The 17,198-nt window shown below is 74.9% G+C and carries 16 protein-coding genes; 11 read left to right on the top strand and 5 right to left on the bottom strand.

Annotated features, from left to right (window positions below):
- Positions 1–14 precede the first annotated feature (14 nt).
- Together QMQ26_RS17915 and QMQ26_RS17910 are read right to left on the bottom strand one after the other, a co-directional pair.
- Positions 15–1,004 carry a phosphotransferase enzyme family protein gene (locus QMQ26_RS17915; protein ID WP_282206345.1) on the bottom strand — a complete coding sequence of 330 codons (990 nt, stop codon included), beginning with the start codon at positions 1,002–1,004 and terminating at the stop codon, positions 15–17.
- Between the two features lie 153 nt (positions 1,005–1,157).
- Positions 1,158–1,817 (bottom strand): response regulator, encoded by a 660-nt coding sequence (locus QMQ26_RS17910; protein WP_100837255.1) that lies wholly within the window; start codon positions 1,815–1,817, stop codon positions 1,158–1,160.
- Here QMQ26_RS17910 and QMQ26_RS17905 point away from each other — a divergent pair.
- The 4 genes from QMQ26_RS17905 (at position 1,773) to QMQ26_RS17890 (ending at position 5,718) form a co-directional block, all read left to right on the top strand.
- Positions 1,773–1,898, top strand: coding sequence for a hypothetical protein (locus tag QMQ26_RS17905; RefSeq protein WP_282206731.1), 126 nt, complete (start codon positions 1,773–1,775; stop codon positions 1,896–1,898). The genes QMQ26_RS17910 and QMQ26_RS17905 overlap by 45 nt on opposite strands.
- Positions 1,899–2,129: 231 nt before the next feature.
- Positions 2,130–3,281: a pyruvate dehydrogenase (acetyl-transferring) E1 component subunit alpha gene (gene pdhA, locus QMQ26_RS17900; protein ID WP_233533769.1), complete on the top strand. Its 1,152-nt coding sequence runs from the start codon at positions 2,130–2,132 to the stop codon at positions 3,279–3,281.
- Positions 3,281–4,255, top strand: a complete 975-nt coding sequence (locus QMQ26_RS17895) for an alpha-ketoacid dehydrogenase subunit beta (protein WP_370447637.1) — start codon at positions 3,281–3,283, stop codon at positions 4,253–4,255. Before pdhA ends, QMQ26_RS17895 begins: the two co-directional genes overlap by 1 nt.
- A 14-nt stretch (positions 4,256–4,269) precedes the next feature.
- Entirely contained in the window at positions 4,270–5,718 is a 1,449-nt protein-coding gene (locus tag QMQ26_RS17890; RefSeq protein ID WP_282206344.1) for a dihydrolipoamide acetyltransferase family protein, read from the top strand.
- A 61-nt stretch (positions 5,719–5,779) separates the two neighbouring features.
- Here the strand turns inward: QMQ26_RS17890 and QMQ26_RS17885 are convergent, their stop codons facing one another.
- Positions 5,780–6,043, bottom strand: a complete 264-nt coding sequence (locus tag QMQ26_RS17885) for a helix-turn-helix domain-containing protein (protein ID WP_282206343.1) — start codon at positions 6,041–6,043, stop codon at positions 5,780–5,782.
- Between the two features lie 267 nt (positions 6,044–6,310).
- On the opposite strand from QMQ26_RS17885, the gene QMQ26_RS17880 reads away from it, so the two are divergent.
- Together QMQ26_RS17880 and QMQ26_RS17875 are read left to right on the top strand one after the other, a co-directional pair.
- Complete coding sequence (locus QMQ26_RS17880; protein ID WP_282206342.1) at positions 6,311–7,531, top strand: M64 family metallopeptidase; 1,221 nt, start codon at positions 6,311–6,313, stop codon at positions 7,529–7,531.
- A gap of 65 nt (positions 7,532–7,596) precedes the next feature.
- Positions 7,597–8,982 (top strand): MFS transporter, encoded by a 1,386-nt coding sequence (locus tag QMQ26_RS17875; protein ID WP_282206341.1) that lies wholly within the window; start codon positions 7,597–7,599, stop codon positions 8,980–8,982.
- A gap of 10 nt (positions 8,983–8,992) precedes the next feature.
- Here QMQ26_RS17875 and QMQ26_RS17870 read toward each other — a convergent pair whose 3' ends face one another.
- On the bottom strand, positions 8,993–9,820 hold the full coding sequence (locus tag QMQ26_RS17870; RefSeq protein WP_282206340.1) for a maleylpyruvate isomerase family mycothiol-dependent enzyme: 828 nt from the start codon (positions 9,818–9,820) through the stop codon (positions 8,993–8,995).
- A gap of 159 nt (positions 9,821–9,979) precedes the next feature.
- Here QMQ26_RS17870 and QMQ26_RS17865 point away from each other — a divergent pair, with 159 nt between their 5' ends.
- The 3 genes from QMQ26_RS17865 to QMQ26_RS17855 all read left to right on the top strand — a co-directional run bounded on the left by QMQ26_RS17865 (position 9,980) and on the right by QMQ26_RS17855 (position 12,510).
- Positions 9,980–10,777 carry a carbon-nitrogen family hydrolase gene (locus tag QMQ26_RS17865; protein WP_100837262.1) on the top strand — a complete coding sequence of 266 codons (798 nt, stop codon included), beginning with the start codon at positions 9,980–9,982 and terminating at the stop codon, positions 10,775–10,777.
- Positions 10,778–10,921: 144 nt separating this feature from the next.
- Entirely contained in the window at positions 10,922–11,818 is an 897-nt protein-coding gene (locus QMQ26_RS17860) for a GntR family transcriptional regulator (RefSeq protein WP_318552251.1), read from the top strand.
- Between the two features lie 44 nt (positions 11,819–11,862).
- A complete protein-coding gene (locus QMQ26_RS17855; RefSeq protein WP_111555435.1) occupies positions 11,863–12,510 on the top strand; it encodes a hypothetical protein in 648 nt (215 codons plus the stop codon).
- Between the two features lie 61 nt (positions 12,511–12,571).
- Here QMQ26_RS17855 and QMQ26_RS17850 read toward each other — a convergent pair whose 3' ends face one another.
- Positions 12,572–13,357, bottom strand: a complete 786-nt coding sequence (locus QMQ26_RS17850; RefSeq protein WP_400682873.1) for an SLATT domain-containing protein — start codon at positions 13,355–13,357, stop codon at positions 12,572–12,574.
- A 492-nt stretch (positions 13,358–13,849) separates the two neighbouring features.
- Between QMQ26_RS17850 and purD the strand changes: the two genes are divergently transcribed.
- Both purD and QMQ26_RS17840 read left to right on the top strand, forming a co-directional pair.
- Entirely contained in the window at positions 13,850–15,094 is a 1,245-nt protein-coding gene (purD, locus tag QMQ26_RS17845; RefSeq protein ID WP_100837266.1) for a phosphoribosylamine--glycine ligase, read from the top strand.
- Between the two features lie 485 nt (positions 15,095–15,579).
- Positions 15,580–17,079, top strand: a complete 1,500-nt coding sequence (locus QMQ26_RS17840) for a hypothetical protein (RefSeq protein ID WP_282206339.1) — start codon at positions 15,580–15,582, stop codon at positions 17,077–17,079.
- Positions 17,080–17,198 lie beyond the last annotated feature (119 nt).

The raw sequence follows: 17,198 nt of genomic DNA, 5'->3' as shown, positions 1-17,198 counted from the left end.
GTGCTGCGGGCAGGTCAGTTGGCGAACGCGTCGATGACCTGCTCGTACTCCTCGCACCACCAGGCCAGCTGCCCGGCCGCCGCCGGGAACAGCGGGTCGGCGCGGTGGTCGCGGCGCTGGTAGTGCCACTGCAGCATCCACAGGTCGTTCAGCCGCTCCCACCAGACCCGGTGGACGGCGCGGGCGACCTGTTCGGCGTCCGCGGCGCCGGTGGCCCGGTAGGCGCGGGCCCAGTGGCGGACCCGGGGCAGGTCGAGGACGCCGGTGGCGCGGTCGTTGAACAGCAGGGTGGCGGCCCGGACGGCCTCCTCGGCGACCGGGTGCGGGGCGAGCTTGTCCCAGTCCAGGACGGCGCTGACGGTGTCGCCGCGGTAGAGCACGTTCAGGCCGTGGAAGTCGCCGTGGGTCCAGCCGGTGGGCGGGGCGTCGGCCGGGCCGGGGCGGCGGTGGCGGTGGGCGGCGAGCAGGTCCAGGCGCTGGGCCAGGTGCTGTTCGGCCTGCCGGTCGAAGGCGTCGTAGGGGCGGTGGGCGCGGGCCAGCGCGCGGAGTTCGGCGACGATCCGCTCGGTCTCCTCGACCTCGGCGCTGAGCACCCCGGCGGGCTGCCGCAGCGGGGCGCACACCTCGGCCAGCGTGCCGTGCAACACCCCCAGCAGGGTGCCGAGTTCGCCGCACCGGGCCGGGTCGAGGCCGGTGCCGTGCCGGTGGTGCCCGGCCACCCACGGGTAGAGCGCGAACAGCCGTCCGCCGCGCGCGGTGACGGTGCGGCCGCCGGTGTCGGCGAGCGGGGCCGGCACCGGCAGGCCGCGGGCGGCCAGCGCGGTGGTGGCGCGGTGCTGGGCGGTGATCGCGGACCGGTTGGCGGTGGCCCGGTCGACGTAGCACTTGAGGAAGTAGCCGCCCTCCGCGGTGGTGATCCGGTAGCCCCGGTTGAGCAGGCCCTCCGCGACCGGTTCCACCGCGAGCGGCGGCGGGATGCGGTAGGCGCGCAGGACTCCGGCCACGGCGGCGTGCGCGACCGGGGGGCTGAGGGTTCCGACGGGGGAGCGGTGGCGTCCGGGCGGGCCGGCGCGAGGGAGATGGTCTGACCGTCCGTCACGCACAGAGCCTATTACTCGGCGTGATGGGTGCTTGACACAGCGTGTGCGAATCTGCTCTCAGTGCTGCTGGTCGGCCTGCCGGCGGGCGACGTAGGCGGCGGCCTGGGTGCGGCGCTCCATGCCCATCTTGGCCAGCAGGCTGCTGACGTAGTTCTTCACCGTCTTCTCGGCCAGGTGCAGCTCGTTGCCGATCTGCCGGTTGGTCATCCCCTCGCCGATCAGGTCGAGGATGCGGCGCTCCTGTTTCGTCAACTGGGCGGTCCGCTCGTCCTCCTTCTCGCCGCCGTCCCGCAGCCGGGCCAGCACCCGGCTGGTGGCCACCGGGTCGAGCAGGGACTTGCCGGCCGCGACGTCGCGCACCGCGGAGAGCAGGTCGGTGCCGCGGATCGCTTTCAGGACGTATCCGGAGGCCCCCGCCATGATCGAGTCGAACAGCGCCTCGTCGTCGGAGAAGGAGGTGAGCATCAGGCACTTCACCGAAGGGTCCTGGGAGCGGATCTCCCGGCACACCTCGACCCCGTTGCCGTCGGGGAGCCGGACGTCGAGCACCGCCACGTCCGGACGGACCGCCGGAATGCGGTTGAGCGCCTCGGCCGCCGTCCCCGCCTCGCCGACCACCTCGATGTCGCCCTCCATCGAGAGCAGGTCGTGCACGCCGCGCCGGACCACTTCGTGATCATCGAGGAGAAAAACCCTGATATGTCCGTTATCAGTCATTTGCAAAGCGTCGCACAAATCGATGCCGGTTACCCCCTTTCGCAGCGGCCCGTGCCCGGATACCGTGCGCTGGTGTCCTGACCGGAACGGGCGGACCGCGCCACACCTGCGGTCACCCCCGCCGGGGAACAACTAGGACGTCCTAGCGCAAGCGCGCCAAAGGGCGCCGCTGGGTAACGTTCTCGTGAGGACGCCGTCGGAAAGGGAACACCGCCTGCCCGCACTGGTGCGCACACCCACGCGCGCGAGCCGGGGAGGCGACCGGACCGGCCGCCGGCGACCCCGGGTGGCCGGACAGACCGAGGAGTGAACGTGACCGTCAAAAGCACGTCGAGGGCGCGCAAGAAGGCCGCCCCCGGCGTCCCTGACCCCGCCCGGGCCGGCGCCACCGCCGAACCCGAGCTCGTCCAGCTGCTCACCCCGGAGGGCGACCGGGTCGACGACCCGGAGTTCCCGCTCACCGTGACGCCCGAGGAGCTGCGCGCGCTCTACCGGGACCTGGTCCTGGTCCGGCGCTTCGACGCGGAGGCCACCTCGCTCCAGCGCCAGGGCGAACTGGGCCTGTGGGCCTCGCTGTTGGGGCAGGAGGCGGCCCAGGTCGGCTCCGGCCGCGCGATGCGCACCGGCGACTACGCCTTCCCCACCTACCGCGAGCACGGCGTGGCCTGGTGCCGCGACGTCGACCCGCTGAACCTGCTCGGCATGTTCCGCGGCGTGAACCACGGCGGCTGGGACCCGAACGAGAAGAACTTCCACCTCTACACCATCGTGATCGGCTCGCAGACCCTGCACGCCACCGGCTACGCGATGGGCATCGCCAAGGACGGCGCGGACGACGCGGTGATCGCCTACTTCGGCGACGGCGCCTCCAGCCAGGGCGACGTCAACGAGGCCTTCACCTTCGCCTCGGTCTACAACGCGCCGGTGGTGTTCTTCTGCCAGAACAACCAGTGGGCGATCTCCGAGCCCACCGCCGTGCAGACCCGCATCCCGCTCTACCGCCGCGCCGCCGGCTTCGGCTTCCCCGGCGTCCGGGTCGACGGCAACGACGTGCTGGCCGTCCTCGCGGTCACCCGCTGGGCGCTGGACCGCGCCCGCACCGGCCAGGGCCCGGTCCTGGTCGAGGCGTTCACCTACCGGATGGGCGCGCACACCACCTCCGACGACCCGACCCGCTACCGGCAGTCCGAGGAGACCGAGTCCTGGAAGGCCAAGGACCCGATCCTGCGGCTGCGGGCCCACCTGGAGAAGCAGGGCCTCGCCGACGAGGCGTTCTTCGCCGGGGTCGAGGCCGAGAGCGAGCAGCTGGGCCTGCGCGTGCGGGAGGGCGTCCGCTCGATGCCCGACCCCGACCCGACCCTGATCTTCGACCACGTCTACAGCGAGCCGCACGCCCTGGTGGACGAGGAACGCGCCGAGTACGAGGCGTACGCCGCCTCCTTCGAGGGTGGGGAGCACCACTGATGGCCGGCCAGCTCAGCATCGCCAAGGCGCTCAACGAGGCGCTGCGCAAGTCGCTGGAGAGCGACCCGAAGACCGTCCTGATGGGCGAGGACATCGGAAAGCTCGGCGGCGTCTTCCGGATCACCGACGGCCTGCAGAAGGACTTCGGCGAGGACCGGGTGATCGACACCCCGCTCGCCGAGTCCGGCATCGTCGGCACCGCGATCGGCCTCGCGCTGCGCGGCTACCGCCCGGTGGTCGAGATCCAGTTCGACGGCTTCGTCTACCCGGCCTTCGACCAGATCGTCACCCAGCTCGCCAAGATGCACGCCCGGGCGCTCGGCCACGTGAAGATGCCGGTCACCGTGCGCATCCCGTTCGGCGGCGGCATCGGCGCGGTCGAGCACCACAGCGAGTCGCACGAGGCGTACTTCGCGCACACCGCCGGCCTGCGGGTGGTCAGCCCGTCCAACGCGCACGACGCGCACTGGATGCTGCGCCAGGCCATCGAGTCGGACGACCCGGTGGTCTTCCTGGAGCCCAAGCGCCGCTACTGGGACAAGGGCGAGGTCGGCGAGGACCCGATGCTGCCGCTGCACGCGGCCCGGATCGCCCGGCCCGGCACCGACGCCACGCTGATCGCCTACGGGCCGATGGTCAAGGTCTGCCTGGAGGCCGCGAAGGCCGCCGAGGAGGACGGCCGCCGGCTGGAGGTGGTCGACCTGCGCTCGCTGTCGCCGATCGACTTCGCCACCCTGGAGGAGTCGGTCAAGCGCACCGGCCGCGGCATCGTCGTGCACGAGGCCCCGGTCTTCCTCGGCCTGGGCGCGGAGCTCGCCGCCCGGCTCACCGAGCGCTGCTTCTACCACCTGGAGGCACCCATCCTGCGGGTCGGCGGCTACCACGCCCCGTACCCGCCGTCGCGCGTCGAGGAGACCTACCTCCCCGACCTGGACCGCGTGCTCGACGCCGTCGACCGCACGTTCGCCTTCTGAGCCGGGGAGCGAAGATGACCACTGGTGTTCACTCGCTCCGCGAGTTCAAGATGCCCGACGTGGGCGAGGGCCTGACCGAGGCCGAGATCCTCACCTGGTACGTGAAGCCGGGCGACGCCGTCACCGACGGGCAGGTGGTCTGCGAGGTGGAGACCGCCAAGGCCGCCGTCGAACTGCCGATCCCGTTCACCGGCGTGGTCGAGGCGCTGCACTTCCCGGCGGGCGCCACCGTCGACGTCGGCACCCCGATCATCGCGGTGGCGGTCGCGGGCGCCGCGCCCGCCGCCGCTGCGCCCGTGGTGCCCGCGCCCGCGACCGCCGCGGAGGCCGAGTCGGAGCCGGAGCGCCGCGAGGTGCTGGTCGGCTACGGGCCGCGCACCGGCTCGGCGCAGCGCCGGACCCGCCGCAGCAACGGCACGGCCGCGCCGACCGCGCCCGCGCCGGCCGCGCCCGCCGCCCCGGCTCCCGAGCCGGTGGCCGCCGCGTCCGTCGCGCCCGCCGCTCCCGTCGTCGAGGGGGAGCGCCCGCTGGCCAAGCCGCCGGTGCGCAAGCTCGCCAAGGACCTCGGGATCGACCTGCGCGCCGTGGTGCCGACCGGCCCGAACGGCGTGATCACCCGCGAGGACGTGCACGCCGCGGCGGACACCGCCGCCGGGAAGGCCGTCGAGCCGGTCGCGGACCCGCCCGTCCAGGCGGCCCCGGCGGTCCAGCCGACCGGGCCGGCCGTCGCCGCGCCGGTGCGGCCGGTGCCGGACGCGTCCGGGGACGTCCGGGTGCCGGTCAAGGGCGTGCGCAAGGCCACCGCGCAGGCGATGGTCGCCTCCGCGTTCACCGCGCCGCACGTCACCGAGTTCGTCCAGGTCGACGTGACCCGGACGATGAAGCTGGTGCGCCGGCTCAAGGAGAGCGGCGAGCTCGGCGCCGGGGTGCGGGTCAGCCCGCTGCTGCTGGTCGCCAAGGCGCTGCTGACCGCCGTCAAGCGGTACCCGGAGGTCAACGCCAGCTGGGACGAGGCGGCCCAGGAGATCGTCGTCTGGGGCGCGGTCAACCTCGGCATCGCCGCGGCCACCCCGCGCGGCCTGATCGTCCCGAACATCAAGGACGCCGGCTCCCGCACCCTCTCCCAACTGGCGGTCGCGCTCGGCGAGTTGGTGGATACCGCGCGGCAGGGCAAGACCTCTCCGGCGGACATGGCGGGCGGCACCATCACCATCACCAACGTCGGCGTGTTCGGCGTCGACACCGGCACCCCGATCCTCAACCCCGGCGAGGCCGCCATCCTGGCCTTCGGCGCGGTCCGGGAGCTGCCCTGGGTGCACAAGGGCAAGGTGGTGCCCCGGCAGGTCACCACGCTGGCGCTCTCCTTCGACCACCGGCTGGTCGACGGCGAGCTGGGCTCCAGGGTGCTGGCGGACGTCGCCGCCGTCCTGGAGCACCCGAAGCGCCTGATCACCTGGGGCTGAGCCGCCCCCGCCCCCGCGGGCCCCGTTCCGGACGCCGGAGCGGGGCCCGCGGCCGTTCCGGTCAGCCCCGGGTGGCGCGCCAGCCGGCCCGGGCCAGGGCGTGGAAGCGCTCGGCGTCCGGGTGGCTCAGGCCGAGGGCGGCGCAGAGCAGGGCGGCGGTGGCGGGGCGCGGGCCGGACGTGCCGCGCTCCAGGTCGGACAGGGTGCGGACGCCGAGCCCGGCCTTGGCGGAGAGTTCGCCCTGGGTGAGCCGGGCGTCCCGCCGGTGTCCGCGCAGGGCGCGTCCGAACGCCGCGCGCGGGTCGGTGCGCTGCTGGGTCTCCATGCGGTGCTTCCCCCTTGTCGTTCCCCCGTTCGGCAGGGTATCCCGCCCGTCCGCCGGTCGGCCGGGCCACCGGCCGGTTGCCCAACTCCGGCACACTGGTCGGTACTTGGGGGAATCGGTGGGCCGCTCCGGGCGGGTCGCGCATTGGGCCGCCCGAGGGAGTTTCGCGCCGCCCGGGCCGGGCCCGCGGCCCGGACGGGTACGTGTGTGCGATCAAACCACCCGCGCAGCCAGGCCGGGTGACCGTCGCAGCGAGGACTCCCGCGTATGCCGACTGGTGCTCCCGGCCCCGTGATGCGTTCCGCCGCCGCCCTGCTGCTGGTGGCCGCCGCCGTGCTGCCCGCCGCGGTGGAGCTGGTCTCGCCCGCGCCCTCGACCGCGATAGGCCCGCCGCCCGGCCCGGACCGCCCGGCGCCGCCCGCCCGCCCCGACCTGCGGGCCCCCGGCGCGCCCTCGGTGGACCTGCGGCTGACCGGCGACGCGGCCAACCGGATCACCCTGGTGCTGCTCGGCGACGGCTACACCTCCGCCCAGCAGCAGCTCTTCCACGAGCAGGCGGACCGGGCCTGGCGGGCGCTGCTGGAGATCGAGCCGTTCCGCACCTACCAGGGGTTCTTCAACATACGGCGGGTGGACGTGGTCTCCCCGGTGGCGGGCATCGCGGAGACCGAGAGCGCCGGGAAGGACCCGGCCACCCCGCTCGGGATGCACTTCTGGTGCGAGGGCACCGCCCGCCTGCTCTGCGCGGACGAGGACGCCACCGCCCGCTGGGCCGGGCAGGGCGGCGGCCCGCAGTACCTGATCGCGCTGGCCAACTCCACCGAGTACGGCGGGGCCGGCGGCACCGGGGTGACCACGCTGTCCGGCGGCAGCCCGGACGCCGGGCGGATCATCCAGCACGAGATCGGCCACACCGTCGGCACCCTCGGCGACGAGTACGACTCCGCCCCGAACGACCCGGACTACCCGAACCTGTCCACGGTGGACGCCGAGGAGATGCTCCGGGAGAAGACCAAGTGGTGGCACTGGCTGGGCGCCGAGTCGCCGGACGGTGCCGGGGTGATCGGCACCTACCGCAGCTCCAACGGCCTGTACCGACCGACCGCCGACTCGGTGATGCGCACCCTCGGCAGCACCTACAACCTCCCCTCCCGGGAGGCGATCATCGAGCAGCTGTACCGCCGGGTGAAGCCGGCCGACGAGCCCGAGCCCGCCTCCGGCCCGGTCTCCGGACGCCCGAAGCTGCACGTGCGTCCGCTGGCGCTGACCGGCCCGCGGCAGCTGCGGATCAGCTGGACCCTGGACGGCAAGCCGGTCGACCCGAGCACCGCGGACGGCACCTGGCTGGACACCGGGGAGCTGGCGCTGGAGCCGGGCGGCCGGCACACCGTCACCGCGACCGTGCGGGACACCACCGACTGGGTGCGCGACGAGGGCTTCCGCGAGCGGTACATGACCCGGACCGAGAGCTGGACGCTCACCGGCTGAAACCGGACGTCCCGGACCACCCCGGGCCAGAGATCAGGTCATGGGATGACTAGCCTGGTAGCACTATGAGCGTGGACCCCGCCCGCACCGCACCGTCCCTGTCCGCACCCGCTCCCCGCCGACCCGCCGACGCCGATGCCGACACCGCCGCTGCCGCCGCCGTCCCCGGCGCTCCCGCCGCCCGGACCGCCGCGGACGAGGTCTTCCACCCGCCGGGCGGACGCGCCGCCTGGTTCGCCTGGTCGCTCGGCGTCGCCGTCTACGTCCTCGCCGTGGTGCACCGCACCAGCCTCGGGGTGGCCGGGCTGGACGCCTCCGCCCGGTTCGGCATCGGCGCCTCCGCCCTGTCCACCTTCTCCATCCTGCAGGTCCTGGTGTACGCCGGGATGCAGGTCCCGGTCGGCCTGCTGGTCGACCGGATCGGCCCGCGCCGGGTGCTGCTGCTGGGCGTGGCGCTGATGAGCGCCGGGCAGCTGGCCTTCGCCTTCTCCACCGCGTTCGCGCCCGCGCTGGCCTCCCGCGCGGTGCTCGGCTGCGGCGACGCGATGACCTTCATCAGCGTGCTGCGGGTCGCCGCCCGCTGGTTCCCGGCCGCCCGGAACCCGTTCGTCGTCCAGCTCACCGGCCTGATCGGCACCGGCGGCAACCTGGTCACTACCGTGGTGCTCGCCCAGGCGCTGCACACCGCCGGGTGGAGCGCCACCTTCGGCACGATCGCGCTGACTGGCGTGCTGGTCTTCGCCGTCGTGCTGGTGCTGCTCAAGGAGGCCCCGCCCGGAGCGCCGACGCCGGTGCGGCACGAGAGCCTGCGGCTGCCGGTCGGGCAGCAGATCCGGGCCGCCTGGTCCGAGCCCGGCACCCGGCTCGGGATGTGGGTGCACTTCACCACGGCGTTCCCGGCCTCCGCGTTCGGCCTGCTGTGGGGGCTGCCCTACCTGGTCGAGGGGCAGGGCATGTCCCGGGCCGGGGCGGGCGGCATGCTCAGCCTGCTGGTGCTCAGCGGGATGCTGTTCGGCCTGCTGTTCGGCCGGCTGGTCTCCCGCACCGCCGCCTCCCGGCTGCCGATCGCGTTCACCGTGCTCGCCGTCACCGCGCTCTGCTGGACCGCCACCCTGGCCTGGCCGCACGGGCACCCGCCGACCTGGCTGCTGGTGGTGCTGATGCTGGTCATGGGCAGCAACGGCCCGGCCTCGCTGATCGGCCTGGACTACGCCCGCGCGTACAACCCCGCCGAGCGGATGGGCACCGCCTCCGGCATCGCCAACATGGGCGGCTTCATCGGCTCGATGATCACCCTGCTCGGCATCGGCGTCCTGCTGGACGCGCTCGCCGACCCGGGCAGCGACAGCTACAGCGCGCACGCCTACCAGTTGGCGTTCTGCTTCCAGCTGCTGCCGCTGCTGCTCGGAACCGCGATGATCCTGCGGCTGCGCCGCAAGCTGGTCCGGTAGCGGCTCCGGCTCAGGGGGTGCTCGCCAGGTGGGCGAGCACCCGGTCGCCCAGCTCCCGGTCGCCGATCACGTTCACGATCGCGGTCTCCGGGCGGACCCGGCCGCAGCACAGCCGGACGAAGGTCTGCCAGTCCATCGACAGCCGCACCTCGGGGGCCAGCACCACCGAGTCGTCCACGGTGCCCCGGCCGTCCGGGCCGACCCGCACGGTGCGGTGGAAGGGCAGCGCGCCCGCCACGTCGAAGGCCACCGTGGTGCCGATCGGGGCGCCCGCCTCCTTGGCGACCTGCTTGGGCAGCGACTCGATCAGCCAGTCCCTGGTGACCACCGCGGCCGGGGAGTCCAGGTTGCCCGGGGTCTGCAGCGCACGGCGCAGGTCCTGCTCGTGCACCCACACGTCGAAGGCCCGCATCCGCAGCAGCGTCGCGTACGGGACGTCCCGGGCCAGCGGGCCGGCCGGCCAGCGCACCGGGTCGTTCGGCTCGTGGCGGGCGTTGCGCAGCGCCCGGGAGCGGCGGATCACCGTGTACTCCAGCTCGCTGGTGATCTCCACCGGCGTCCAGCAGCGGCGCTTGTCGACCGGCAGCTCCATGTACCGGGTGAACTCGTCGGTGACGTGCCGCAGGTCGCGCGGCAGCGCGTGGATCGGGCGCGGGTCGCCGAGCAGCTCGGACTCGATGCCGATGACGTGCGAGACGACGTCCCGCACCGACCAGCCGGGGCACTCGGTGGCCCGGTTCCAGGCGTTGGTCGGCAACGGGGCGAGCAGCTCCGATATGGACTCGATCGACTGCGTCCACGCGTCGGTGTACGCCTGCACGGCCTGCTTGTCCGTCACGGGTATCTCCGGCCCCTCCGTCGGCTTGCGTCGTCCCACGTCGTCCGGGCTGCCGAGACCTCCGCACGGACGCGCATACGGCACGTTACGCTGCCGGGTGAGAGCAGGGCAGCGCTTTCGGGTGACGATCGTAGGACTCTTGTCGTGGACGGTGGTACTGTGCGCGCTTCATTGATCCAACTCGCCGTGTCGGACGCCGAGCCGGCCGCCGAGCGGCGGGCCAGGGCGGCGGCGCTGGTCCGCGCCCAGGACGGCGCCGACCTGGTGGTGCTGCCCGAGCTGTGGCCGGTCGGCGGCTTCGCGTACGACGCCTGGCCGACGGGCGCCGAACCGCTGGACGGGCCCACCGCCGAGGCGATGTCCGCCGCCGCGAAGGCCGTCGGCTGCTGGCTGCACGCCGGATCGATCGTCGAACGGGACCCGGACGGCCCGATCTACAACACCTCGCTGCTGTTCGCCCCCGACGGCGAGCTCGCCCGCACCTACCGCAAGATCCACCGCTTCGGCTTCGACCGCGGCGAGGCCGTCGTGATGGGCGCCGGGCAGGAGATCGTCACCGCCGACACCGGCTTCGCCGCGCTGGGCCTGGCCACCTGCTACGACCTGCGCTTCCCCGAGCTGTTCCGGGCCCTGCTGGACGCCGGCGCCGAACTGCTGGTGGTCCCCGCCGCCTGGCCGGCCCGGCGGGCCGAGCACTGGACCCTGCTGGCCCGCGCCCGGGCGGTCGAGGAGCAGTCCTTCGTGCTCGCCTGCAACACCGCCGGCACCCACGGCGGGGTCGAGCAGGCCGGCCGCAGCATCGTGGTCGACCCCTGGGGCCGGGTGCTGGCCGAGGCCGGGCCGGACGAGCAGGTGCTCACCGTCGACTTCGACCCCGCCCTGGTCGCCGAGTGCCGCGCCGACTTCCCGGTCCACCGGGACCGGCTGCTCGGCATCCCCGCCCCCGTGCAGCGCTGACGCCGCCCCGGCGCCGGTCCGCCGCCGAGGGGGCGGATTTCTCCGTGCCCTTGGTCCGGATTGACCATTCCGGGGTACTCTGTGCGCGTTTTGTGTGCCGGATTCCGGCCGCATGAGGGCGCGCGGCACGGAGAGGGGTCGGCCATGACCGCTGCGGAAGCCGGGCGCGGGCGCGCCCTGATCCGGCGCAACAGCCTCCGCGAGCAGATCGCCGACGCCCTGCGCGACGAGATGATGGCCGGCCGGCTCCCGGCCGGGCGGAACTTCACCGTCAAGGAGATCGCCGAGCTCTACGGCGTCTCGGCCACCCCCGCCCGGGAGGCCCTGGTCGACCTCGCCGCCCAGGGCCTGCTGGTCAGCGAACCGCACCGCGGCTTCACCGTCCCCGAGTTCACCTGGCACGACTTCCTGGAGATATTCGAGGCCCGCACCCTGCTCACCGACAACGCGCTGCGCCACCTGTCCGGCCGGCCGCACGGCTACGACTGGTCCCGGCTGGCCTCGCTGCGCCGCCGGGCCGACGCCGCCGCCCGGGCCGCCCGGGCCGGACAGCTCGACGTCCTGGTCGGCTGCGACCTGCGGTTCTGGCAGGAGGCCGCCGGGGTGCTGTGCAACGACCGGATCGCCGACTACCTGGGCTGGCTGCGAATCCAGTCCTGGATGTTCGCCGCCCCGCACCTGCGGGCCGGCGGCGAGCTGGCCGGCGTCTGCTGGGACCGGCACGGCGAACTCGTCGACCGGATCGAGTCCCGGGACCGGCAGGGGGCGCACCGGATCGTCAACGACTACAACCTGTTCACCGTCGAACTGCTGGCCCGGCGGCTCGGCCAGCCGCTCGACGGCGTCGCGGTGCTCCGGCTGCTGCGCGAACCGGTGGTCCCGGCCCCCGCCGCGACGGTCGAGCGGCCGCCCGGCGCCGCCCCCCAACCGGCCTCCGCCGCCGTCGGGTTGGGCCGGGTGCCGATGCCCCGCTTCGTGCCGCCCGGCCGGTTCGCCCGGCCGTTCCGCCCGGGCAGCGGGGAGCCCGCCCCGGGCCGGTAGGGTTGGGGCCCGTTGCCCCGCCACCCGAGAGGATGAGCCGGCCCATGGCCTGCGACCTCTGGCTCGTCCCGCTCGTGGACGTGCTCTCCCACAGCCCCGAGAACCCGTTCCGCGAGGACCTCGACCGCTACGACGCCGTGCTCGCCCAGCACGGCCTGCCGCCGGTCCCGGTGCACCCGTACGTCCCGGGCTTCTCCGGGGACGTCGAGGCGATAGCCGCGTTCGACTACGACTCGCTCCACTTCCTGCGCCGCGCCTACCTGCTGGGGCTCACCGGGTTCGAGGTGACCCCGGTGGACGCGCTCGGCAGCGACTACGAGCAGCTGCTGGAGATGTTCGAGGCCACCGCCGAACAGTCGCACCTGGTCTGGCACTTCGACCACGCGGGCGCCTACCTGCCGATGGAGTTCCAGACCCCGCTGGTCGCCGACGAACTCCTCGCCGCGGGCGGGCCGTTGGGCTCCTCCTACGGGCTGCTGAGCGAACTCCAGGCGGTCGCACCGCTGTTGGGGATCGACCCGCTCGAACCCCCGGTGCCCACCCGCCCGCTCGGCCCCACCCAGCTGGAGCAGCCCTTCGGGCCGCCGATCGACGACTTCCACCCCTACGCGCGCGAACGGCACGCCTGGTCCGGCCTCTACGCGGCGGCCACCCGCAGCGTCACCCAGGGCTCGATGATCGTCTTCGCCTGAGCCCGAGCCCGAGCCCGAGCGTGCGTTTGGGCCTGCGCCCGGGCCCGGGCCCCGGCCCGGCTCACCGCAGGGGGCCCTCCGGGGGACGCTGGCGCGGCATGGTGGGCCGGGTGCCCGGCGGCGGCAGGACGCGGACCTGGGCGTTGGAGCCGCCCTCGCTGCGGCCGCCCCAGGCGCCGGGGGCCTGGGTGGGGAGCCGGCTCATGCCGGCCCGGAACTCCAGCATCCACTCGGAGGTCTCGCTGCGGACCATGTCGGAGACGTCCTCGCAGAAGCGGCGCAGCACGCCCAGGCAGCGCTCGGCGGCCTCGCCCGCGGTGCCCTCGGTGGGGCCCAGGACCTCCCGGACGCACTCGGAGGCCCAGTCGAACTGGAAGGCCTCCAGACGGCGCTGCAGGGCCTGCGAGGTGGAGACGTCGCGCATCCAGCCGGAGGTGAGGCCGAAGGCGCGGTCGGCCAGCAGCGCGGCGGCGGCCAGGGCGAGGCCGGTGTAGCCCCACTCCACGGCGTGCGGGAGCTCGCCGGTCAGCGAGACCAGCGGGGCGGTGACGCCGCCGACCGCGAACACCGTGGCGGAGAAGCGCAGCAGGCGGGCCCAGCGGCGCTTCCAGACCCGGTCCCGGCGGTACCAGTCGATGGCCTCGACGGCGCGCTCCTCCGACCAGCGGTAGAGCTCCTCCAGGCGCTCGGCGGGCTCGCCCCAGTCGCCGAGCGGGAACTGGCGCGCGCTCAGGTCGGCCCGGCGGCGGGTGGGGGTCCGTCCGCCGGAGCCCGGGACGGACTGGTCGTCGTCGGCGACCTCTTTGCCCCAGGGGCTCTCCTCGGGCTGCATTTCCGGCTGGCTCACCTGTGGCGCTCCCTGTGGCGGGGTGACTGCGGAGGCCCGGCGGGCACCGGGACTGGCGGGACTGACGGGACGGGACCCGAGCGGCCCGGAGGTCGGGCCGTCGGCGCGCGGAACCGGCGGTTCGTTGCGTGGCGGTGCGGACCCGTGGCGCCGCGCGCGGGTCTGGGAACCGCCCATGGTGCCGTGCCCGGCGGTGCGGCCGGGTCCTGGTCCAACAGCACTTCTTACCGCCAAATGGCTTACCGTGGGGGCGCTTCCGCAGTGATCGTTATGTGATTTCACCTCCGGAAGGCGAGGTGGGAGGGTTGCGGCGGGCGGCCGGATTTCACCCGTCCGAGCGAGGCGGGCCGGGGTCGCCGGTGTGACGGACTGCCTGCCCGGAGCGGCTCTCGTGCTTCCCGCGCGTCACCGGGCGTCGACCGGCCCGGCACCTGGAGCTTCCGCCGGTGCCGCCGACGGGACGGAACCGGCCACCGACTAGGCTTGGCAGGCGTGAAGGTCCTCGTCATCGGAACCGGCGCCCGCGAACACGCCCTGTGCCGCTCACTGTCCCAAGACCCGGCTGTCTCCGAGCTGCACTGCGCCCCGGGCAACGCCGGGATCGCGCGGGTCGCCGCGGTGCACCCGGTCGACCAGCTGGACGGCGCCGCGGTCACCGCGCTCGCCCGGGAGCTGGGCGCCGACCTGGTGGTCGTCGGCCCGGAGGCCCCGCTGGTGGCCGGCGTCGCCGAGCCGCTGCGGGCGGCCGGCATCCCGGTGTTCGGCCCCGGCAAGGAGGCCGCCCAGCTGGAGGGCTCCAAGGCGTTCGCCAAGGACGTGATGGCCGCGGCCGGCGTCCCCACCGCGCGCTCCTACGTCTGCACCACCCCGGAGGAGGCCGCCGCGGCGCTCGACGCCTTCGGCGCCCCGTACGTGGTGAAGGACGACGGCCTGGCGGCCGGCAAGGGCGTCGTGGTCACCGAGGACCGCGCCGCCGCGCTGGAGCACGCCGCGGCCTGCGACCGGGTCGTCATCGAGGAGTACCTGGACGGCCCCGAGGTGTCGCTGTTCGCGATCACCGACGGCACCACGGTGCTCCCGCTGGTCCCCGCGCAGGACTTCAAGCGCGCGCTGGACGGCGACCGGGGCCCCAACACCGGCGGCATGGGCGCCTACTCGCCGCTGCCGTGGGCCCCCGAGGGCCTGGTCCAGGAGGTGCTGGACACCGTCCTGCAGCCCACCGTGGACGCGCTGCGCCACCGCGGCACCCCGTTCTCCGGCCTGCTGTACGCGGGCCTGGCGCTGACCTCGCGCGGCACCCGGGTGATCGAGTTCAACGCCCGCTTCGGCGACCCGGAGACCCAGGTCGTGCTGGCCCGGCTGCGCACCCCGCTGGCCGGCGTGCTGCTCGCCGCCGCCAACGGCACGCTCGGCGAGCTGGAGCCGCTGCGCTGGTCCGAGGAGGCCGCGGTCACCGTGGTGATGGCCTCCGAGGGCTACCCGGCGAGCCCGCGCACCGGCGACGCGATCGAGGGCCTGGCCGCGGCGGAGGCCGGCGGCGACGCGTTCGTGCTGCACGCCGGCACCAGGTCCGGCCCGGCCGGCGAGGTGCTGACCGCGGGCGGCCGGGTGCTGTCGGTGACCGCCGTCGGCGCGGACCTCGCCGAGGCCCGGGCCAAGGCGTACGCGGGCGTCGCCGAGATCTCCTTCAAGGGCGCCCAGCACCGCACCGACATCGCCGCCGAGGCCGCCCGGTAGCGGCCCGGTACCCGTTCGGTTGCCGCCCGGCAGCCGTCCCGGCAGCCGCTCGGCGGCCGGACCCGCCCGCGGGGCGCTGCGCCCGGACCGACCCGTCCGGACGCAGCGCCCCGCGGCGTTTCCCGAGGTCGTCGCGGTCAGCGCCGCGACCGGAAAACCAGCCCTTCGGGTGATGGCGCGGGCATCCTGCTGACGGGGCGCGAGCGCGGGCCTTAGGGTGCGCTGCATCGCGCCGGGGCGGGGGCACCGGCGCGGACGCGGCTCGTCGCGCCGACGCGCCGGGGGGATGCTGGGAGCGGTGGCGCGCCCCGACACGGTGTCACCAGGACGGGTGGAATCGCCGGACTTCCGGAACACCCGCCCGCACCGGGGCGTCGAGACTGGCAGGAGAGCGCCACGCGAGTCGCACCACCGGGTTCGGCATCCGCCGCTTCCCGTACCGGAATTGATCGAGTCGAGTCGGCTGCGAAGGGGGTGCCGCGGCGATGGCTGCAGTGGACACCGCACGCGCACGAGCCCAGGCCGTCCTGCGTCTGCGCGGACGGGCCGTGGCCGCCGCCGCGCTGCCCGCCGCCTGCGCGGTGGTGCTGTTGGCCGGGCGGTTCACCGGACGGATAGGCGCCCCCGGGTCGCCGGACGCCCCGCTCTGGGACGGCATCCGCTGGGCGGTCTGCGCGGTCGCCGCGCTGACCCTGGCACTGGCCGCGCTGGTCGCCGCGGCGCACCGCCGGGCCGTCCCACCGGTCACCCCCGCGGTGCCGCTGGCCCGGGCGGACGCCCCCGAGCTGTACCGGCTGATCGAGGAGCTCGCCGAGCGGCTGGACGTCCCGGCGCCCGCCGCGATCGCGCTCACCCCCGACTGCGACAGCTGGCTGGAGGAGCCGCACCCGGCCGGCCGGCCCGGCCGCGGCACCGGCCCCGCCGCACCGGTGCTGGTGATCGGCTCCCCCTTCCTGTGGTGGATGCGGGCCGCCGAACTGCGCGCCCTGCTGGCCCCCGTGGTGGCCGGCACCGCCGCGGCCGCCGACCCCGACATCGCCGCCGCCCGCCGCTGGCTGCGCACCCTGGACGCCGCACTGGGCGAGCGCCGCCGCGGCCCCGCCGCACTGACCGGCCCGGTCGACCGCCGACTGCTCGGCGCCTGCCGCGAGCACTCCGCCGAACTGGAGCACGCCGCGGCCGCCTGGGCCTCCGAGCAGGCCCGGGCCGTCGACTACGGGCCGCGGATCGCCGCCCAGGCCCAGGTCGGCCTGGCCTACGCGGGCTGGGACCGGCTGCTCACCCGGGTCGCGCTGCCCGCCTGGCGGCTCGGCCTGCACCCCGCGCACCTGAACGCCGGCGTGGTCTCCGCGCTCACCGAGCTCTCCCGCCGCGACCGGCTGGCCGACGACTACGGCAACCGGCTCGGCGACCGCCCCGCCTGCGACCTGCTGGAGGAGCCCGGCCTGGTCGACACCCGGGTCTCCCGGCTGGCCGCCGAACTGCTGCACGAGGAGCCGGCCGACGGCTGGCAGCCGCTCGACTGGGAGGACTACCCGCGGCAGGTCGTCGACCGGGGCTGGCGCGCCCAGGCCGCCGCGCTCCAGGCCGCGCTCGGCGAGGACCGCCCGCAGACCGGCCCGGCGCTGGACAAGCTGCTGGCCCGGCTGGCCGCCGGCGAGGCCGAGGAACTGGCCGCCGCGCTGGCCGGCCAGGTGGCGCGCGCCGCCCGGGTCGCGCCCCCGCTGCCCCCCGTGCGCAGCGGCCGGGACCTGCTGGTCGAGCACCTGACCGCCACCGTCTGCTGCGCCGCGGTGGACGCGGGCACCGCCACCCCCGGCCTGGACTGGCTGGACGGGCCGGTCCTGGTCTGCCCGGCCGCGCCCCGGGCGGAGCTGGCCCCCGCGGTGGCCCGCGCGGTCGAGGACGGGCAGGACGGTCCGCTGCGCGCCTGGCTGGAGCGGGCCGGGGTCCGACTGGAACGACCGGTCCGACTTTCGGGCTGAACCGGGACGGTTCGGGAGTGTCCCGGGAAACCGGGTTTCATCCGTACCAATTGCTACGGTGGGGTGACGCTTCGCCGTCCAACTGTGGTGTGCTGGTCCGCACGCACATCCGCATGGCA

Origin of the sequence: Kitasatospora fiedleri (assembly GCF_948472415.1) — a bacterium.
In the GTDB taxonomy this organism is placed as follows: domain Bacteria; phylum Actinomycetota; class Actinomycetes; order Streptomycetales; family Streptomycetaceae; genus Kitasatospora; species Kitasatospora fiedleri.
Note: the sequence above shows the minus strand (reverse complement) of the source record. Positions and strands in the feature narration are given on the sequence as shown.